Raw genomic sequence first — 18,241 nt, 5'->3', positions numbered from 1 at the left:
ACCAGAGCCCGGGGGTCGGCCGGCCGGAACGGCGGTCTCGACCAGGAGGTGGAGAGATGAAGCGGGTCTTCAGCGGAGTCAAGCCGACCGGGCACCTGACGCTGGGGAACTACCTGGGCGCGCTGCGGCAGTGGGCCGAGGTCGACCAGCACCGGGCCGACTCCCTGTTCTGCGTCGTCGATCTGCACGCGCTGACCGTCGACCATGATCCGGCGCGGGTACGACGGCTGAGCCGGCAGGCGGCGACGCTGCTCCTGGCTTCGGGACTGGATCCGCAGTTGTGCACCGTCTTCGTCCAGAGCCATGTGGACGAGCATGCGCGGCTGTCGTACCTCCTGGAGTGCGTGGCCACCGACGGCGAGATGCGGCGGATGATCCAGTACAAGGAGAAGGCCGCGCGGGAGCGGGAGCGCGGGGGCAGTGTGCGGCTGTCGTTGCTGACGTATCCCGTGCTGATGGCGGCGGACATCCTGGCCTACGCGACCCATGAGGTGCCGGTCGGGGACGACCAGGCGCAGCATGTGGAGCTGGCCCGGGATCTGGCGGTGCGGTTCAACCAGCGGTACGGGCACACCTTCGTGGTGCCGAAGGCGACGCTGCCGACGGTTGCGGCGCGGGTGATGAACCTTCAGGAGCCGGCGTCCAAGATGGGCAAGAGCGACGACTTCGGGCCCGGCATCGTCTATCTGCTGGACGAGCCGGACGTGGTGCGCAAGAAGATGATGCGGGCCGTCACCGACAGCGGGCGGGAGGTCGTGTACGACCGGGTGGGACGGCCCGGCGTCGCGAATTTGCTGGAGATCCTCGCTGCCTGTACGGGCGGGGATCCGGCGGCGCTTGGCGCGGGGTACTCGTCGTACGGCGCTCTGAAGAAGGACGCCGCCGACGCGGTGGTGGCGGTCCTGGAACCCCTGCAGGCCAGGCATCGGGAACTGTGCGCCGACCCGGGATATGTGGAGAGGGTGCTGCGGGACGGGGCCGGGAAGGCCCGGCACATGGCCCGGCCGGTCGTGGACCGCGCCTATCGCGCGATCGGACTGCTTCCGCCGCTGACGGACTCGGTGGCCGAATCGGTGGCGGAGCCGCTGCCGGGGGCCGCTGCGGAGTCGGTGGCGGAGGAGGCGTTGAACGCGGCTCGGTAGGCGCGGGGGCTGGTGGCGAGGCGTGAGGCGAAGTGCTGGCGCATCGTGACCTCGCTGCCGAAGCCGGCGCGCCGGGCGACCTCCGGCATGGCGAGGTCCGTGCGTTCGAGGAGTCGCTGGGCGGCGGCGACGCGCTGGTCGAGGAGCCAGCGCAGGGGGGTGACCCCGGTCTCGGCCCTGAAGTGGCGGGCGAAACTGCGCGGGGACATGCCGGCCTGCGCGGCGAGGTCGGCGACGGTGAGCGGTTCGTGCAGTCGGCGCAGGGCGTGTTCGCGCACGGTGGCGAGGGCGTCGGCGTCCCGGTCCGAGCGGGGCGTGGGGTGCTCGATGAACTGGGCCTGGGTGCCGGTGCGGAAGGGGGCGGTGACCATCGAGCGGGCGATGGTGGCGGCCGCTTCCGCGCCGTGGGAGCGGCGGACCAGGTGGAGGCAGAGGTCGATGCCGGCTGCCGTGCCGGCGGCGGTCCAGATGTTGTCGTCCTCGATGAAGAGGGCGTCGGGCACGACGGTGACCCGGGGGTGGAGGGTGCGCAGGAGGTCGACGAGGTTCCAGTGGGTGATCGCTCGGCGGCCGTCCAGGAGGCCGGCCTGGGCGAGGGTGAAGGCGCCGCCGCAGAGGGCGGCGAGGGTGGTGCCGCGGGCGTGGGCCCGGCGGAGGGCGTCGAGGACGGCGGCGGGGGCGGGAGTGAGGTGGTCGTCCAGGCCGGGGACGAGGATCAGGTCGGCGCGGGAGAGCCAGGCGAGGGTGCGGTCCGGGAGGAGGGCCATGCCGCCGCGCATCGGGACGGGCGCGGCGGGGTCGGCGGCGACGCGGCGCAGATCGAAGGCGGGGGCGCCGCGGTCGGTGCGGTCGGCGCCCCAGACCTCGGTGATGACGGAGACGTCGAAGGCGCGGATGCCGGGGAACGCGACGAGGGCGACCCGGTGCGCGGGCTTCTTCATGGCTGGCAGTAAACCATCGATCGATGGCTTCAGTGCCTCTGGGGCGGGTTCCCGGGCGGCGGCAGGATCGTGGGCATGGACATCGCAGAGAACGCAGCGCTGGTGGTCGTGGACGTGCAGAAGGGTTTCGAGGAACTCGGGTTCTGGGGTGAGCGGAACAATCCGGAGGCGGACGACAACATCGCCGCCCTCATCGACGCCTGGCAGGCCTCGGGGCGGCCGGTCGTGTTCGTGCGGCACGACTCGTCGGGGCCGCGGTCCCCGTTGCGGACGGGGTATCAGGGGAACGACTTCAAGGAGTACGTGCAGGAGAGAAGGGGACGGGGCCCGGGGGCGGAGCTGCTCGTCACGAAGACCGTGAACTCGGCCTTCCTCGGGACGCCGGATCTGGGGGCCTGGCTGACGGCTCAGGGGATCACGCAGATCGTGGTGGCCGGGATCCAGACCAACATGTGCGCGGAGACGACGGCACGGATGGGCGGGAACCTCGGGTACGACGTGCTGTTCGCGTACGACGCGACCTACACGTTCGGCCTGGAGGGGCCGTTCGGCTGGCGGCGGAGCGCCGAGGAGCTGGCGCAGGCCTCGGCGGTGTCGCTGCACGGGGGCGGGTTCGCGCGCGTGGTGACCACGAAGGAGATCGTGGGGGCGGCCGGCGGGTGACCGCCGGGCCGCTCGCCTTCCCCGGGGCCGGTTCTTCCCGGCAGGTCAGGTCGATCCTTCTTGCCGGGTCCGTCCTGCTCTGCGGGTCGGTCCTTCTTGCCAGGTCAGTCCTGTTCGGCGGGTCAGTCCTTTTTGCCGGAGGCCAGTGCGCGGCTGCGGTCGCGGGCGGCCTCCAGGGCGGCGATGAGCGCGGCCCGTACGCCGTGGTTCTCGAGTTCGCGGATCGCGTTGATGGTGGTGCCGGCGGGTGACGTGACGTTCTCGCGGAGCTTGACCGGGTGCTCGCCGCTGTCGCGGAGCATCGTGGCGGCGCCGATCGCGGACTGGACGATCAGGTCGTGGGCCTTGTCGCGGGGCAGGCCGAGCAGGATGCCGGCGTCCGTCATGGCTTCGACCAGGTAGAAGAAGTAGGCCGGGCCGCTGCCGGAGAGCGCGGTGCAGGCGTCCTGCTGGGACTCCGGGACGCGGAGCGTCTTGCCGACGGCGCCGAAGATCTCCTCGGTGTGCACGAGGTGGTCGGCGGTGGCGTGGGTGCCGGCGGAGATGACGGACATGGCCTCGTCGACGAGGGCGGGGGTGTTCGTCATGACGCGGACGACGGGGGTGCCGGGGGCGAGGCGCTCCTCGAAGAACGAGGTGGGGATGCCGGCCGCTCCGCTGATGACCAGGCGGTCGGCCGGGACGTGGTCGGCGAGTTCGGCGAGGAGGGTGCCCATGTCCTGCGGCTTCACCGTGAGGATCAGGGTGTCGGCGGACTTGGCGGCCTCGGCGTTGGTGACCGGGGTGACCCCGTAGCGGGTGCGGAGTTCTTCGGCGCGCTCGGGGCGGCGGGCGGTGACGAGGAGGTCGGCGAGGGGCCAGCCGCCGCGGATCATGCCGCTGAGGAGGGCTTCGCCGATCTTGCCGGTGCCGAGGACTGCGACTTTCTGGGTCATGGCTGGGGGGTCCTCCGGAGGGGTGCGGGGTGGGCGCGCGCGCCGCGGTGATGCCGTCGTCGACCGGGATCATCCTCGCACCGGGGGTGCTGGTCCGGCTGGCGCGTCCGGTGGGCGGACGTGGGTTTTCGCCCCCGCCGTCCCGTCCCGTCCCGTCCCTGGGGGCGCTGCCCCCAGGCCCCCGGTTCGGCCCGGGACGGGCCGTCCTCAAACGCCGGACGGGCTGGGAACCGGGCGCGGGCTGGGATTCGGGAGGGTGGGGTCTCACTGCGTACGGCGTCGGAGGGTTGCGGCGCCCAGGCAGAGGACGAGGAGGGCGCAGCCGCCGACGATGAGGACGTCCCGTACGAAGGTGGCCGTCATGTCGGTGTGGGTGAGGACCTCGTTCATGCCGTCGACCGCGTACGACATGGGGAGGACGTCGGAGAGGGTCTCCAGAGCGGGGTGCATGGTGTCGCGCGGGGCGAAGAGGCCGCAGAGGAGGAGCTGGGGGAAGATCACCGCCGGCATGAACTGGACCGCCTGGAACTCGGAGGCGGCGAACGCCGAGACGAAGAGGCCGAGGGCGGTGCCGAGCAGCGCGTCGAGGAGGGCTACCAGGAGGAGCAGCCAGGGGCTGCCGGTGACGTCCAGGTCGAGGAACCAGACGGCCAGGCCGGTGGCGAGGGCCGACTGGACGATCGCGAGGGCGCCGAAGGCCAGGGCGTAGCCGGCGATGAGGTCGCCCTTGCCGAGGGGCATCGCGAGGAGGCGTTCGAGGGTGCCCGAGGTGCGTTCGCGCAGGGTGGCGATGGACGTGACCAGGAACATCGTGATCAGCGGGAAGATGCCCAGCAGGGACGCGCCGACGTTGTCGAAGGTCCGGGGGCTGCCGTCGAAGACGTACCGGAGCAGGAACAGCATCACGCAGGGGATGAGGATCATCAGCGCGATGGTGCGGGGGTCGTGGCGCAGTTGGCGCAGGACGCGGGCGGCCGTGGCGGCGGTCCGGGAGGCGTTCAGGGCACCGGTCGGGGCGGGTGCGCGGACGGGGGCGGGGGCGCCCGGGGTCTCGGGGGGCGTGGTGGTGGTCATCGGGTGGTCTCCTTCGCGCGGGCCGCTTCCGTCGCGGCGTCCACCAGGTGCAGGAAGGCCGACTCGACCGTCTCCGCGTCGGTGCGGGTGCGCAGTTCGTCGGGGGTGGCGTCGGCGAGGATCTCGCCCTCGCGCATGAGGAGCAGGCGGTGGCAGCGCTCGGCCTCGTCCATGACGTGGGAGGAGACGAGGAGGGTCGCGCCCCGGGTGGCGGCGATGTCGTGGAAGAGGTTCCAGAGGTCGCGGCGCAGGACCGGGTCCAGACCGACGGTCGGTTCGTCGAGGACCAGAAGTTCCGGGGCGCCCAGCAGGGCGACGGCCAGGGAGACCCGGTTGCGCTGACCGCCGGAGAGGTTGCCGGCGAGGGCGTCGGCGTGGGTGGTGAGGTCCACGTCGGCGATGGCCCGGGTGACGTTCTCCTGGCGGCGGTCCGCTGCCGCCCGGCCCGGGTCGAGGATCGCGGCGAAGTAGTCCAGGTTCTGGCGGATCGTCAGGTCGTCGTAGACCGACGGGGCCTGGGTGACGTAACCGATGCGGGTGCGGAGGGCGGCGTGGCCGGCGGGACGGCCCAGCACGTCGAGGGTCCCGGCGACCTTGGCCTGGGTGCCGACGATCGACCGCATGAGGGTCGACTTGCCGCAGCCGGAGGGCCCGAGCAGGCCGGTGATCTGGCCGCGGGGGACGGTGAAGTCGAGGGCGTGCAGGACGGTGCGCGGGCCGCGGACCACGGTCAGGCCTTCGGCGCGTACGGCGGGTGCGTCAGGTGGGCGGGCGCCGGGCCGCCTGGAATTCATCATGTGATGAATAATGCTCGCGGTGAGGGGCGTCGTCAAGTCGCGGCGCGGGGGTGGAGCAGGGCGGGGAGGAGTGGGGCGGGGGGGCTTCGGGGAGGCCGCACATGTGTGCGCGGCGGCCCTGGAGGTGAGGGCCGCCGCGCACGGTCGGACGGGGAGGAAGGACGAAGGGAGGGAGACGGAGGAGGAGAGGGTGGGGATACCGGCGGGCGGGTCAGGCCTTGGCGAGGAGCAGGATGACGTCGTAGACCTCTTCGACGATGCCGTCTGGGAAGGCCCGTATCAGGTGGTCGCGTTCCTCGGCGAGGAAGGCGGCGGCTGCCTCCTCGCCGTGGACCAGGAAGATCGAATGGCTGCCGATGTTGGCCAGATGCGTGTCCACGGGGACCCGGCGGCTCCAGCGGACCGTGCGGTGGACGAGGTCGAGGCGGCCCTCCGGGTCGACGACGCGGGTGTCCACGTTCTTGTTGCCGGCGCCGGCGTTCTGCCCGAAGCGGCGTCCGATGCGTTCCGCGGCCTCGGCGAGCCAGGGCACGTCGAGGGCGTCGGTGTTCCACCACAGAGCCAGAGCGCCGCCGGGACGCAGCACCCGCAGCGCCTCCGGGACCGAGCGCGCCGGGTCGGTCCAGTGCCAGGACTGGGCGTAGGTGAGGAAGTCGACGCTGGAACGGGCCAGCGGCAGGCGGTTGCCGTCGCCGCGGACGACCGGCACGCCGGGAAGGGTCAGGCGCAGTTGCGCGGCCATGCCGTCTCCGGGTTCGACGGCGAGGACGTCCGCGCCGCGGGCGTGCAGTCGCGCGGTCGAGAGGCCGGTGCCGGCCCCGACGTCCGCCGTCCGCGCGCCGGCGAGGGGACGGCCGGCGAGATCCTCGATCACGTCGAAGAGGGCGTTCGGGTAGGAGGGCCGGTTCGCGGCGTACTGGGCCGCGGCGGCGTCGAAGGAACGGGCTCGGGCCGCGTGGAGGGAAGCGGGAGTGGAAGCCGTCATGGGGCCATGGTGGCGGGAGTGGGCGGGGAGGGGAACGGGGCCCCGCTCGGCACGGCTCAGCGGCGGCGCTTCTTCGAGGGGTTGCCGGTGCGCCGCTTCGTGCGGCGTTCGTACTGGAGGCGGGCCGCCTCGTACTCCTCGCGGTGGAGTCTCTCGCCGGGCGCCTCGGTGAGCGCGCGGAAGAAGTACGCGAGCAGCGAGCCGACGAAGCCGACCGCCAGCAGACCGCGCAGGGAGGCCTGGCGGTCGGGGTCGGGGCGCTTGGCGAAGCCGTCCCAGGTGTTCCGGAAGGCGAGCGCGCTGCACACCGCGAACATCACGACGACCAGGACGGTCACGAAGCCGCCCAGATCGGCGATCGCGATGCCCTGGTAGGCGAAACGCAGGACGAGGCACGAGCCGACGACGGCGAGCAGTGAGCCGAGGGCGACCGCGCCGCGCCGGACGGCGTAGCCCCGGGGGCCGCCGTCGTGGTTCAGCCAGGTGGTGCCGAAGAAGCGGAGGGGTTCGGGGCGCGGGCCGGCGCCGACAGGGTCTCCTGCCGGGCCGGCGGGGGCGCCCGGGGAGACCTCGGCGGCGTCCCGGGGTTCCGGCGGACTGTCCGGGGTGCCGTTTTCGTCGCTCACGGGACGATTATGGCTCCGGGCGCGGGCGGGCGGCCGGGTGGGTGCCACAGAGCACGGACGGCCCACCGGGTGGGTGCCCGCAGACCACCCGCCCCGCGAGCCGCCGAGGGGCGGGGCCGGGGGGAACGGGGCAGCGCGGGCCGGGCAGGCCGGGCCCCGTTGTCGCGCGGATTCGCCACGCCCGGGTCCCGGCCGCCCGGGTTCCAGCTGCCTGGTTTCAGCCGCCCGGACCCCAGTGGTCGGGTCGCAGGCGCCGGTCCCAGGCGCCCGGGGCCTCGGTCCGGTATCCCCGCCCCCGGGATCAGGTGTGCTCAGGAGCAGCGCGGTGCGATGTAGCCGTCGCTGCCCGTGCGAATGTAGGCGTCCGAGACGAACTGGCCGTCGGCGATGTTGTCCCAGATGTTCGTGGTGCCGTACGGCCCGGAGACCGACGTGCCCGGGCACTGGCAGAAGACGGGGACCTTCGCGCCCTCGGACAGGACCCGGACGACCGAGTAGCCGGTGCCGGGACCGCTGCGCACGTTGAGCCGGACCCCCGGCGCGACCGGATAGTAGGCGAGCGCCGCGGTCGCGGTCGCGGCCTCCGCCGCGTCGCTGTTCCCCGCCTCTTCCACGTGGTCGACAGACATGTGAAACCTCCCCCGTTGCACCCCATGACTGCCATGGGGTCCCGTTGATTCCCCCGAAACCCGCCACGAAACACGTGTGCGGAATTCGTACGCGGAGGCTAGCAAGCCGCCTCTGCGCCGCACGAGTCATCGACTAGGCTCCGTGCGTCGCGCGCGCGGATGAACAGCACGGGGGTGGTCGATGTCGCCACAGCGCAACACCGGAGCGGGCGCGGAAGCGGAACTTCCGGAGTACGCAGGTCACTACCGCCTCCAGGAGTGCCTGGGTTCCGGCGGCATGGGCGTGGTGCATCTGGCCCGCAGCACCTCCGGGATGAAGGTCGCGGTCAAGGTCGTGCACGCCCGGTTCGCCCGCGATCCCGAGTTCAGGGGGCGGTTCCGGCAGGAGGTGGCGGCCGCCCGCCGGGTGAGCGGGGCGTTCACGGCGCCCGTTGTCGACGCGGACCCGGAGGCCGAACGGCCGTGGATGGCCACCCTGTTCATCCCCGGCTCGACGATCGCCGAGCAGGTGAAGCGGAACGGGCCCATGAACGCCGGTGAGTTGCGGCGGCTGATGGCCGGCCTCGCGGAGGCGCTGCGGGACATCCACCGTGTGGGGGTCGTGCACCGGGACCTGAAACCGAGCAACGTGCTGCTCGCCGAGGACGGTCCGAAGGTGATCGACTTCGGCATCTCCCGGCCCAAGGACAGCGAACTGCGCACCGAGACCGGCAAGTTGATCGGCACGCCGCCGTTCATGGCGCCGGAGCAGTTCCGCCGCCCGCGGGAGGTCGGGTCCGCAGCCGACGTCTTCGCACTCGGCTCCGTGATGGTGCACGCGGCGACGGGACGCGGGCCGTTCGACTCCGACAGCCCGTACGTCGTCGCCTACCAGGTCGTCCACGACGAGCCCGATCTGACGGGCGTGCCGGACAACCTCGCGCCGCTGGTGAAGCGTTGCCTCGCCAAGGAGCCGGAGGACCGGCCCACCCCCGACGAACTCATGCACGCGCTGCGGGCGGTGGCGGCCTCCTACGACACGCAGGTGTTCATACCGCCGCAGCGGGCTCTGGAGGAGCCGGAGCCCGGGCCGACCGCCGGCACGGGCACCTCCTCGACCGGGGAGTCGGGGCAGGCCGCCGGGACCGCAGCGGAAGGCGGGACCGCGGGGAAAGGCGGGACCGCCGAGGCCGGGACGTCCGGGAAGCCCGAGACGGCCGGCGAGGTCGGCGGGGCGGGCGGGGGCGGGAAGCCGCGGGGACGACGCAGGCGGACGGTGCTCGCGGCCGGCGCGCTGGCCGTCGCCCTCTGCGGCGGCGCGCTCGGGGCGGCGCGGATGCTCGGGGACGGCGACGCGAACCGGGGTGGACGGGGGAACGCGGGCGGCGCGCACTCCTCGCCGTCCGCCCTCGCCGACTGGAGCGTGCGGCCCATGGAGGGCGGCGGCGAGGCCGCGCACGGCGGCACGGGCGGCCTGCCGCAGTGCGTGTACGGCACGCGGCTGCTGGTCTGTGCGCAGTCCGGGCAGGTGTCCGCGCTGAACGCGTCCGACGGGCGCGTGCTGTGGCGGCGGGCGGTCCCCGAGGGTGACGGGTCCGTCGAGGCGCCGGCGCTCGCGGGTGGACTGGCGCTGGTGGTCACCGACTCGGGCAGGCGGATGGAGGCGCTCGACCCGGCGTCGGGCGTCCCGCGCTGGCAGCGGGACCTGACGCCGTACCCGGGCGTCCGCACCGTCGGCGACATGCTGCTGCTGACCGCGGTCGACGGCACGGTGACCGGGGTGGACGCGGCGACGGGCAGGACGGCGTGGAGCCGGCCGATCCCGGGCCTGAGCGAGCCGTACTTCGTGTCGTTCGCGCAGGACGCGCGGCCGTTGGCCTACGCGTCGAGCACGTCCGACGACGGGCGGCGCACCCGGATCACGGCCGTCGACCCCGCGACGGGCGCGGTGCGGTGGGAGAAACGGTTCAACGGGACGGTCGTGCCCGCGGGCGCCGTCGGCGACAGCCTCGTCCTGCTGTCCGAGGGCAGTGTGTACGGCGACGTCGACGCCGTGCTCCGCTACCGGCCGGGGGACGCCGCGCCGCGACGGACCGGTCTGGGCGTAGCTCTCCAGGGGGTGCGCGCCACCGTGCGCGGCGACCGGGTCTACCTGCTGGCCTTCGACGGGTCGCTGGTGGCCGTCGACACGCTCGCGGGGAAGGAGCTGTGGTCCCTGCAGACGGCGGTGAGCCGGGGATCGGCGCCGTCCGCCGACGGCGAGCACGTGTACTTCGGCGCCGCCGACGGACGTCTCCTCGCGGTGGACGCCGACAAGGGCAGGCTCGTCGGGCAGACGCGACTGCGGCTCGGGGCCGAGTCGGACAAGGTGGTGGCCTCGCTGCCCGCGCCCACGGCGGTCGACGACCGTGTCTACGCCGGCGCGCCCGACGGTACCGTCTTCACGGTCGACGGGCGGGCCCCGGAGGACTGGTAGCCGCGGCCGACACGCGCCGAGGACCGCCCCCGCACGGAATGTCGGCGGAGACGGCCCTCGGGGCGTCGGGGTCGGGAGGCGGGCAGGGCGTCGCGACCGGGGTCGGCGTGGGCGTCGGCCCGGGTGTCGGGCGCGGTCTCTGCCCGGGGGTCGGCCCCCGTGGAGGTCGCGGGCGTCAGCCCAGCTTGGACACGTCCCGCACCGCGCCCTTGTCGGCGCTCGTGGCCATCGCGGCGTAGGCCCGCAGGGCGGCCGACACCTTGCGCTCGCGGTTCTTCGGGGCGTACACGCCGCCGAGGGCCGCCTCGCGCCGGGTGAGCTCGGCGTCGTCCACGAGGAGCTCGATGGTGCGGTTCGGGATGTCGATGCGGATGCGGTCGCCGTCCTCGACGAGGGCGATGGCGCCGCCGGAGGCCGCCTCGGGGGACGCGTGGCCGATGGACAGGCCGGAGGTGCCGCCGGAGAAGCGGCCGTCGGTGATCAGGGCGCAGGTCTTGCCGAGGCCTCGGCCCTTGAGGAAGGACGTCGGGTAGAGCATCTCCTGCATGCCCGGGCCGCCCTTGGGGCCCTCGTAGCGGATGACGACGACGTCCCCGTGCGTCACCTGCTTGTTGAGGATCTTCTCGACGGCCTCCTCCTGCGACTCGCAGACGACCGCCGGGCCCTCGAAGGTCCAGATCGACTCGTCGACGCCGGCCGTCTTGACCACGCAGCCGTCGACGGCGAGGTTGCCGCGCAGCACGGCGAGGCCGCCATCCTTGCTGTAGGCGTGCTCGGCGGAGCGGATGCAGCCGCCCTCGGCGTCCTCGTCCAGCGCCTCCCAGCGCTCGGACTGCGAGAAGGCCTCGGCGGAGCGGACGCAGCCGGGGGCGGCGTGCCACAGTTCGAGCGCCTCGGGCGAGGGGGATCCGCCCCTGACGTCCCAGGTCTTCAGCCAGTCCGCCAGGGTGGGGCTGTGGACCGAGTGCACGTCCTCGTTGAGCAGGCCCGCGCGGTGCAGTTCGCCCAGCAGGGCGGGGATGCCGCCGGCGCGGTGCACGTCCTCCATGTAGTACGTGCGGTCCTTCGCCACGTTCGGCGCGACCTTGGCCAGGCAGGGCACGCGGCGCGAGACCTCGTTGATCTCCTCCAGGCCGAACGGGACGCCCGCCTCCTGGGCGGCGGCGAGGAGGTGCAGGATCGTGTTGGTGGAGCCGCCCATCGCGATGTCGAGGGCCATCGCGTTCTCGAAGGCCGCGATGGTGGCGACGTTGCGGGGCAGGACCGTCTCGTCGTCCTGCTCGTAGTAGCGGCGGGTGATGTCCATCACCGTGCGGCCGGCGTCCTCGTACAGCGCCCTGCGGGCCGTGTGGGTGGCCAGGACCGAGCCGTTGCCGGGGAGGGACAGACCGATGGCCTCGGTCAGGCAGTTCATCGAGTTGGCGGTGAACATGCCGGAACAGGAGCCACAGGTCGGACAGGCGTTCTCCTCGATACGGAGGATGTCCTCGTCCGAGATCTTGTCGTTGACGGCGTCACTGATCGCGTCGACCAGGTCGAGCGTGCGGACCGTGCCGTCGACGAGGGTGGCGCGGCCGGACTCCATCGGGCCGCCGGAGACGAAGACCGTGGGGATGTTCAGCCGCAGGGCCGCGTTCAGCATGCCCGGGGTGATCTTGTCGCAGTTGGAGATGCAGATGAGGGCGTCGGCGCAGTGGGCCTCGACCATGTACTCCACGCTGTCCGCGATCAGGTCGCGGGAGGGCAGGCTGTAGAGCATGCCGCCGTGGCCCATCGCGATGCCGTCGTCGACGGCGATCGTGTTGAACTCGCGCGGGATGCCGCCGGCCGCGGTGATCGCCTCGCTGACGATCCGGCCGACCGGCTGGAGGTGCGTGTGCCCGGGCACGAACTCGGTGAAGCTGTTGGCCACCGCGATGATCGGCTTCCGGCCGATGTCCGCACCGGGTACACCGGAGGCGCGCATAAGGGCGCGGGCGCCCGCCATATTGCGGCCGTGGGTGACTGTGCGGGACCTCAGCTCGGGCATCGTCGCTCGCTCCTTCAGAGACTGCGATCAGAGACTTCTGACTGCTAACGAGCGTACGCCGGTCATCCAGGGGGCGGACACTGTGTCCGTATACCGGGACGAATGTCTCACCTGCGGACCGCGGCTCACGGTCCGGTCAGGTGGCCCTGCACGACCGGCGCCACGCGCGCGATGATCTGCTCCAGATCCGCCGAGGCGAGCGGCTCCACCTTGATGACGTACCGCAGCATCGCGCAGCCGACCAGCTGCGCCGCCGCGAGTTCGGCGCGCAGCTCGGCGTCCGGCAGGTCGAGCTGGGCGGCGATGCGGCGCAGCAGCTGTGAGGCGACCAGGCGCCGGAAGACGGCTGCCGCGGTGTCGTTGTTCACGGCGGAGCGCACGATCGCCAGCAGGGGCTTGCGGGTGGTGGGGTTCTCCCAGACGCCGAAGATGAAGCGGGCGAGCCGTTCGCCGACCTGGTCCGGCGGCCCGTCGGCGACCGCCTCCGGCGCGTTCAGCGCGGGCGCGAAGGCCACCTCGATCGAAGCCTCGAAGACCTGTTCCTTGGTGCCGAAGTAGTGGTGCACGAGGGCCGGGTCCACACCGGCCGCCTTCGCGATGCCGCGGACGGACGTCTTCTCGTAGCCCCGCTCGGAGAACTCCTCACGGGCGGCCGTCAGGATGCGGTCCCGGGTGTCCGCCGACTCCGCGCGCGGGGGGCGGCCCCGCCTGCGGGCGGTGACGCCGGTCATCGGCGGCGGGCTTTCGGGCGCCGGAATCCGGCCCGGGACTTCGGCGAGGAGGACCTCGAGGACGGCATCGCGGCCCCCGAGGAGCCTTCGGGCGCCGAGGACCCCGTGGGCGTCGAGGAGGACTCCGGCGGGGGCGCGGCGGCCGGGGACGCCTGGGAGGACGCCGTTGACGGCTTGGACGGCTTGGAGGACGACGGCGGCGGCAGGGAGGACGAGGCGGGCGGCAGGGAGACCGAGGAGGCGGAGGCGAGGTGCAGGCGGGTGAAGGCGAGGGCCTCCGCCAGGTCGGCCTCCCGTTCGGCGCCGGACATCGCGCGCCGCGTGTTGACCTCGATGACGACGTGCCCGTCGAAACCGGTCAGCGCGAGCCGCTCCAGCAGCTCGGCGCAGGGCTGGGAGCCGCGCCCCGGCACCAGGTGCTCGTCCTTCGCCGAACCGTTTCCGTCGGCGAGGTGGACATGGCCCAGCCGGTCGGCCATGCGGTCGACCATCTGCATCGCGTCCGCGCGGGCCGTCGAGGCGTGGCTGAGGTCGATCGTGAAGTGCCGGTAGTCGTCCTTCGTGACGTCCCAGTCGGGCGCGTAGGCGAGCATCTCGCGGTCGCGGTAGCGCCACGGGTACATGTTCTCGACGGCGAACCGCACATCCGTCTCGTCGGCCATCCGCCAGATGCCGGTGACGAAGTCGCGCGCGTACTGGCGCTGCCAGCGGAACGGCGGGTGGACGACGACGGTGCTCGCGCCGAGCTTCTCCGCCGCCGCGCGGGCCCGCTGGAGCTTGGTCCACGGGTCGGTCGACCACACCCGCTGCGTGATCAGCAGACAGGGGGCGTGAACGGCGAGGATCGGGACGCGGTGGTGGTCGCTGAGCCTGCGCAACGCGTCGATGTCCTGGCTGACGGGATCGTTCCAGACCATGACCTCGACGCCGTCGTACCCGAGGCGCGCGGCGATCTCGAAGGCCGTCGCCGTCGACTCCGGGTAGACCGAGGCCGTCGACAGGGCGACCTTCGCATCCGGGATCCGCACGACTGGCTCTGCCATGGGGGACAGGTTACGGGGTGCGGTCGGGTGGGACCGCGCGCCCGATCGCCGTTGTGGTGTTCCCCACGGACGGGCGTGTGCGCCGGGGTCGTGCGCACCGCCGGCCGCGCCCCCGGCGTGCAGGATGTCCTAGGGCTCGGGGGTGGGCCGCCGGGCGCCGGGCCGGGCGGTGGTCCCTGCGCCCGTTTGTCCGCCGGTCCGTCCGCCGGTACCGGTCACGTGGCCGCCATGTGATCGAGCTTGCGGAGGATGACGCCCTCCCTGAGCGCCCAGGGGCAGATCTCCAGCGACTCCACGCCGAAGAGGTCCATCGCCCCCTCCGCGACCAGCGCGCCGGCGAGAAGCTGGTTTGCGCGGCCCTCGGACACGCCCGGGAGCTCCGCGCGCTGGGCGGTCGTCATGCCGGCGAGGCGGGGCACCCAGGACTCCAGGGACTCCCGCTTGAGCTCACGCTGGGTGTACAGGCCGTCGGTGGAGCGGGCGGCGCCGGCGATGCGGGCGAGCTGCTTGAAGGTCTTCGACGTGCCGACGACGTGGTCGGGGGCGCCGAAGCGGCTGAACTCGCCGACCGTGCGGGCGATCTGCGCCCGGGCGTGACGGCGCAGGGCGCGGATGTCCTCGGGGTCGGGCAGGTCGCCGGGGAGCCAGCCCGCGGTGAGGCGGCCGGCGCCCAGCGGCAGGGACGCGGCCGCGTCGGGCTCCTCGTCCATGCCGTACGCGATCTCCAGGGAGCCGCCGCCGATGTCCAGGACGAGCAGCTTGCCCGCCGACCAGCCGAACCAGCGGCGGGCGGCGAGGAAGGTGAGCCGGGCCTCCTCGGCGCCGGTGAGAACCTGGAGCTCCACACCGGTCTCGGCCTGCACGCGCGCGAGGACGTCGTCGGCGTTGCTGGCCTCGCGCACCGCGGAGGTCGCGAACGGCAGCACATCCTCGACGCCCTTGTCCTCGGCGGCCTGCAGGGCCTCGTGGACGACCGTGACCAGCCGGTCGACCCCGTCGTCGCCTATCGCCCCGTCCCCGTCGAGGAGTTGAGCGAGGCGCAGTTCCGCCTTGTGCGAGTGCGCGGGAAGGGGCCGCGCGCCGGGGTGGGCGTCCACCACCAGCAGATGCACCGTGTTCGATCCCACGTCGAGGACACCGAGTCTCATGTAGGGCACGCTACTGCCCGTGCGGCCGTGCTCCGCCCCCGAAGGCGCTTCCGGCGACTTACCCTGGACAGGTGCCAAAGACGAAAAAGGCGAAGACCGACAAATCCACCGGCGGCTCTTCGCGGGCGGACGCGGTGACGGCGGCCAAGAAGGCGAAGAAGGCCCTGGAAGCGGCCCTGGGAACGACCCCGGCAGCGGACGAGAAGGGGCTCGACTTCGCGCGCGCGTGGGTGGAGTTTCCGGATCCGGCGGACGCCGAACAGGTCTTCCGCTGCGATCTGACATGGCTCACCTCTCGCTGGAACTGCGTCTTCGGCAGCGGCTGCCAGGGCATCCAGGCGGGCCGCGCGGACGACGGCTGCTGCACGCTGGGCGCCCACTTCTCCGACGAGGACGACGAGAAGCGCGTCGCCGGACATGTGGCGAGGCTCACCCCCGACATCTGGCAGCACCACGCCGAGGGCACACGGGACGGCTGGATCGCGGAAGACGACGAGGGTTCGCGCCAGACCCGCCCGTTCAACGGCTCGTGCATCTTCCAGAACCGTCCGGGCTTCGCGGGCGGCGCGGGCTGCTCGCTGCACATCCTGGCCCTCAAGGAGGGCCGCGAACCGCTGGAGACCAAGCCGGACGTCTGCTGGCAGCTTCCGGTGCGGCGGACGTACGACTGGATCGACCGGCCCGACGACACGCGCGTGCTGCAGGTGTCGATCGGCGAGTACGACCGGCGGGGCTGGGGCCCCGGCGGCCATGACCTGCACTGGTGGTGCACGTCGGCGACCTCGGCGCACGGCGCGGGCGACCCGGTGTACGTCTCCTACCGGCCGGAGCTGACCGAACTGATGGGCAAGGCCGGATACGACCGCCTGGTCGAACTGTGCGAGGAACGCCTCGCCGGACAACTCCCGCTCCTCGCCCCGCACCCGGCGGACCCGGCGCGCCCGACGGACTGAGCGTCCGCGGCGCGTCCGACGGGCCAGGTGCCCGCGGCGCGTCCGGGACGTGCCGCGGGCAGGGTCCGGACGTGGGCGAACGCGTGGGCGAGGACATGGGTGAAGACGCGGGCGGCGACATGGCGCGCGCGGCTCAGGACGTCGCCGGGCTCGGGGGTTCGCCGTCGCCCGTCGTGGGTTGCGGGCTGTCCGGGTCGGTCGGGGTCGGGTCGGCCGGGGTCGGGTCCGGGTCGGAGCCGGGGGGCGGGTCGGCGGGGGTCGGGTCCGGGTCGGACGGCGTCGTGGGCGTGGGCTCCGGGTCCGTGGCCGGGGGCGGGTCGCCGTGGCCCGGCCCGGGGTCGTGCCCCGAGCCGTGTCCGGTTCCGTTTCCAGGGCCGGACGGCCCGGCGGCGGTGCCGTAGCCCCCGATGGAGACGACGGCGCCCGCCGGGGCGATCGCCACGCGTGCGTGCCATGACCCGGCAGGCTCGCGCAGGTGATCCACGTACACCTTCACCGTCACCGACTCGCCGGGCCGCAGGACGCCCGCGGACCGGCTCATATACAGCCAGGGCGCCGCGGTGACCGCCGACCAGCGGACCGGGCCGTCGGCGTCGGCATCCGCGGTCAGGGTGACGAGGGTGGTGTCGCCGCGGGTGACGGCCGTCACGGAGAGCCGCCCGGCGGCGCTCTCGGCAAGTCCCGTGACGCTGACGACCTCCACGGACACGTCCGGGTCGTCGCCCTTCGCGCCGGGGCTCCGGGGGCGGGTGCTGACGTTGCCGGCGTTCTCGTAGCCGCCCTCCGTCTCGCCGTCCAGGCTGTCGGGGCCGTGCGCCTCGCTGACGCCGACCGGGCGTCCTTCGGCGCCCTCCCCCGTCGGTGTTCCCCGGTAGGCCGCCCACAGGGCGAGCACGGGAGCGGCGACGACGGTGGCGACGACGGTCGTCGTGACGGCACGCGCGCGCAGACGCTCCCGGCGGGCGGCGTGGTCCTTGGGGTCCATCGGGAAGCCGCGCCGGTCGTAGCGCGGCACGGCGGTCCGCCGTGCGCGCGGAAGGTGGTTCATGGCGACGTGCAGCCGCGCGCGGGGCGCTTCCAGGACGGGCAGCTCGGCGGGGGTGACGCCGGCGCCGGGCCAGCGACCGGGGACGGCGCGTCCGGCGGCCCGGCGACAGTGCGGGCAGTCGTCGACGTGCCGGACGAGTTCACGGCGCAGCGCGGCGTTGAGCACGAGCTGGTTCCCGCCGGTCAGTCGCGCCACGCCGGGACAGCCGCCGGTCTCGACCACGGCGAGGGCCGCACGCGTGCGTTCCACCTCGCAGGCGGCCGTGGCGAGCAGTTCGCGGGCGGCGGCGAGGTCCTTGCCGAGGACGGCGGCGACCTCGTGGACGGCGAGATGGTGGCGCACGGCGAGTTCCAGCGCCTCGCGCTGTTCCGGGGTGATGCCCGCGGCCTCCGGCCAGGCCAGCTGGGAGAGCTCGTGCCTTTGCCGCTCCTGGCCCGCGTCGGGCCCGGCCGGCGTGGACCCTGCCGGTGCGGACCCGGACGGGGCGGACCCGGACGGGGCGGCGGGCACCCGTTGCGGTCCCTGTTGCGGTCCCGGCTGCCGACGGCGGCCGTCGCGGTGCGCCGCGTGGGTGCTCCGGTGGTTCTGTCTGGCCTCGGCGAGCTTGCGCAGGCAGGCCCAGCGGGCCAGGGCGTACAGCCAGGCCCGGCGGTCGCCCGCGGCGTCCGGCCCGCGCTGGCCGCGCCGCTCGGCGAACGTCAGCGCGTCCGCGAGGGCCGCGGTGGCCGCCTCGTGGTCGCACAGAACGGACAGACAGTAGGTGAACAGGCCGTCCAGGTAAGGCTCGTCACGCGTGGGCGGCCGCTGCGCGAGCGTGCGCGCCGCAGCGCCGTCGCGCGCCTCCCGGTGCGCCCGGTGCGCGCCGGTCGTGCGGGTCGAGATGTCCGGGCTGCTGCTCATCACCCGTGCGACCGTAGGCGGCACGGAACCAGGTCTTCTTGTCCCTTGAGTCCTTTTAATCCGTACGGGTGAAACGATCCCTCAAAAGGGGACCGTCCAGGGGGGTCCCGTGGCTCGTTCGTGAGGGGACGTGGCTGATTCA

At 73.3% G+C, this 18,241-nt stretch carries 14 protein-coding genes and 2 pseudogenes; 4 read left to right on the top strand and 12 right to left on the bottom strand.

The features are described 5' to 3' along the window. Window positions 1-56: 56 nt before the first annotated feature. Window positions 57-1,052 (top strand): annotated as a pseudogene (gene trpS, locus QF032_RS22635) (tryptophan--tRNA ligase); the annotation flags it as partial. Here the strand turns inward: trpS and QF032_RS22630 are convergent. Then, the gene (locus QF032_RS22630) at window positions 1,022-2,083 is read right to left on the bottom strand and encodes a GlxA family transcriptional regulator (RefSeq protein ID WP_307057262.1); all 1,062 of its coding nucleotides are present in this window, start codon (window positions 2,081-2,083) and stop codon (window positions 1,022-1,024) included. The pseudogene trpS and the gene QF032_RS22630 sit on opposite strands and share 31 nt — an antisense overlap. 75 nt (window positions 2,084-2,158) lie before the next feature. Between QF032_RS22630 and QF032_RS22625 the strand changes: the two genes are divergently transcribed. Then, a complete protein-coding gene (locus QF032_RS22625) occupies window positions 2,159-2,746 on the top strand; it encodes a cysteine hydrolase family protein (RefSeq protein WP_307057261.1) in 588 nt (195 codons plus the stop codon). A 122-nt stretch (window positions 2,747-2,868) separates the two neighbouring features. Here the strand turns inward: QF032_RS22625 and proC are convergent, their stop codons facing one another. From proC to QF032_RS22595, 6 genes are all read right to left on the bottom strand, one after another. After that, a complete protein-coding gene (gene proC, locus QF032_RS22620; RefSeq protein WP_306949918.1) occupies window positions 2,869-3,681 on the bottom strand; it encodes a pyrroline-5-carboxylate reductase in 813 nt (270 codons plus the stop codon). Between the two features lie 264 nt (window positions 3,682-3,945). Beyond that, a complete protein-coding gene (locus QF032_RS22615; RefSeq protein ID WP_307057259.1) occupies window positions 3,946-4,755 on the bottom strand; it encodes an ABC transporter permease in 810 nt (269 codons plus the stop codon). Further along, window positions 4,752-5,552, bottom strand: coding sequence for an ABC transporter ATP-binding protein (locus QF032_RS22610; protein WP_307057255.1), 801 nt, complete (start codon window positions 5,550-5,552; stop codon window positions 4,752-4,754). The genes QF032_RS22615 and QF032_RS22610 overlap by 4 nt, the downstream gene beginning before the upstream one ends. Window positions 5,553-5,763: 211 nt before the next feature. Then, window positions 5,764-6,537: a class I SAM-dependent methyltransferase gene (locus QF032_RS22605; RefSeq protein WP_307045173.1), complete on the bottom strand. Its 774-nt coding sequence runs from the start codon at window positions 6,535-6,537 to the stop codon at window positions 5,764-5,766. A 56-nt stretch (window positions 6,538-6,593) separates the two neighbouring features. Further along, window positions 6,594-7,163 carry an EamA/RhaT family transporter gene (locus QF032_RS22600; RefSeq protein ID WP_307057252.1) on the bottom strand — a complete coding sequence of 190 codons (570 nt, stop codon included), beginning with the start codon at window positions 7,161-7,163 and terminating at the stop codon, window positions 6,594-6,596. A gap of 311 nt (window positions 7,164-7,474) precedes the next feature. Continuing rightward, window positions 7,475-7,792, bottom strand: a complete 318-nt coding sequence (locus tag QF032_RS22595; RefSeq protein WP_307057250.1) for an SH3 domain-containing protein — start codon at window positions 7,790-7,792, stop codon at window positions 7,475-7,477. Between the two features lie 181 nt (window positions 7,793-7,973). Between QF032_RS22595 and QF032_RS22590 the strand changes: the two genes are divergently transcribed. Next, window positions 7,974-10,247: a serine/threonine-protein kinase gene (locus QF032_RS22590; RefSeq protein WP_307057248.1), complete on the top strand. Its 2,274-nt coding sequence runs from the start codon at window positions 7,974-7,976 to the stop codon at window positions 10,245-10,247. Between the two features lie 175 nt (window positions 10,248-10,422). Here QF032_RS22590 and ilvD read toward each other — a convergent pair whose 3' ends face one another. The 4 genes and pseudogenes from ilvD to QF032_RS22570 all read right to left on the bottom strand — a co-directional run bounded on the left by ilvD (window position 10,423) and on the right by QF032_RS22570 (window position 15,198). Further along, complete coding sequence (ilvD, locus tag QF032_RS22585) at window positions 10,423-12,276, bottom strand: dihydroxy-acid dehydratase (protein ID WP_307045169.1); 1,854 nt, start codon at window positions 12,274-12,276, stop codon at window positions 10,423-10,425. A gap of 125 nt (window positions 12,277-12,401) precedes the next feature. After that, window positions 12,402-13,007 (bottom strand): TetR/AcrR family transcriptional regulator, encoded by a 606-nt coding sequence (locus QF032_RS22580; RefSeq protein WP_307045168.1) that lies wholly within the window; start codon window positions 13,005-13,007, stop codon window positions 12,402-12,404. Window positions 13,008-13,237: 230 nt separating this feature from the next. Beyond that, window positions 13,238-14,050 (bottom strand): annotated as a pseudogene (locus QF032_RS22575) (sugar phosphate isomerase/epimerase family protein); the annotation flags it as partial. 215 nt (window positions 14,051-14,265) lie between these two features. Further along, entirely contained in the window at window positions 14,266-15,198 is a 933-nt protein-coding gene (locus QF032_RS22570; protein ID WP_307045166.1) for a Ppx/GppA phosphatase family protein, read from the bottom strand. A 71-nt stretch (window positions 15,199-15,269) separates the two neighbouring features. Here QF032_RS22570 and QF032_RS22565 point away from each other — a divergent pair, with 71 nt between their 5' ends. Beyond that, window positions 15,270-16,151, top strand: coding sequence for a hypothetical protein (locus QF032_RS22565; protein WP_373430369.1), 882 nt, complete (start codon window positions 15,270-15,272; stop codon window positions 16,149-16,151). A gap of 133 nt (window positions 16,152-16,284) precedes the next feature. Here the strand turns inward: QF032_RS22565 and QF032_RS22560 are convergent, their stop codons facing one another. Continuing rightward, the gene (locus tag QF032_RS22560) at window positions 16,285-18,099 is read right to left on the bottom strand and encodes a hypothetical protein (RefSeq protein ID WP_307057247.1); all 1,815 of its coding nucleotides are present in this window, start codon (window positions 18,097-18,099) and stop codon (window positions 16,285-16,287) included. Window positions 18,100-18,241: the final 142 nt, after the last annotated feature.

Source organism: Streptomyces achromogenes (genome assembly GCF_030816715.1).
Taxonomy (GTDB): domain Bacteria; phylum Actinomycetota; class Actinomycetes; order Streptomycetales; family Streptomycetaceae; genus Streptomyces; species Streptomyces achromogenes_A.
The sequence above is the reverse complement of the archived record's forward strand: the minus strand, read 5'-3'. Positions and strand labels throughout refer to the sequence as shown.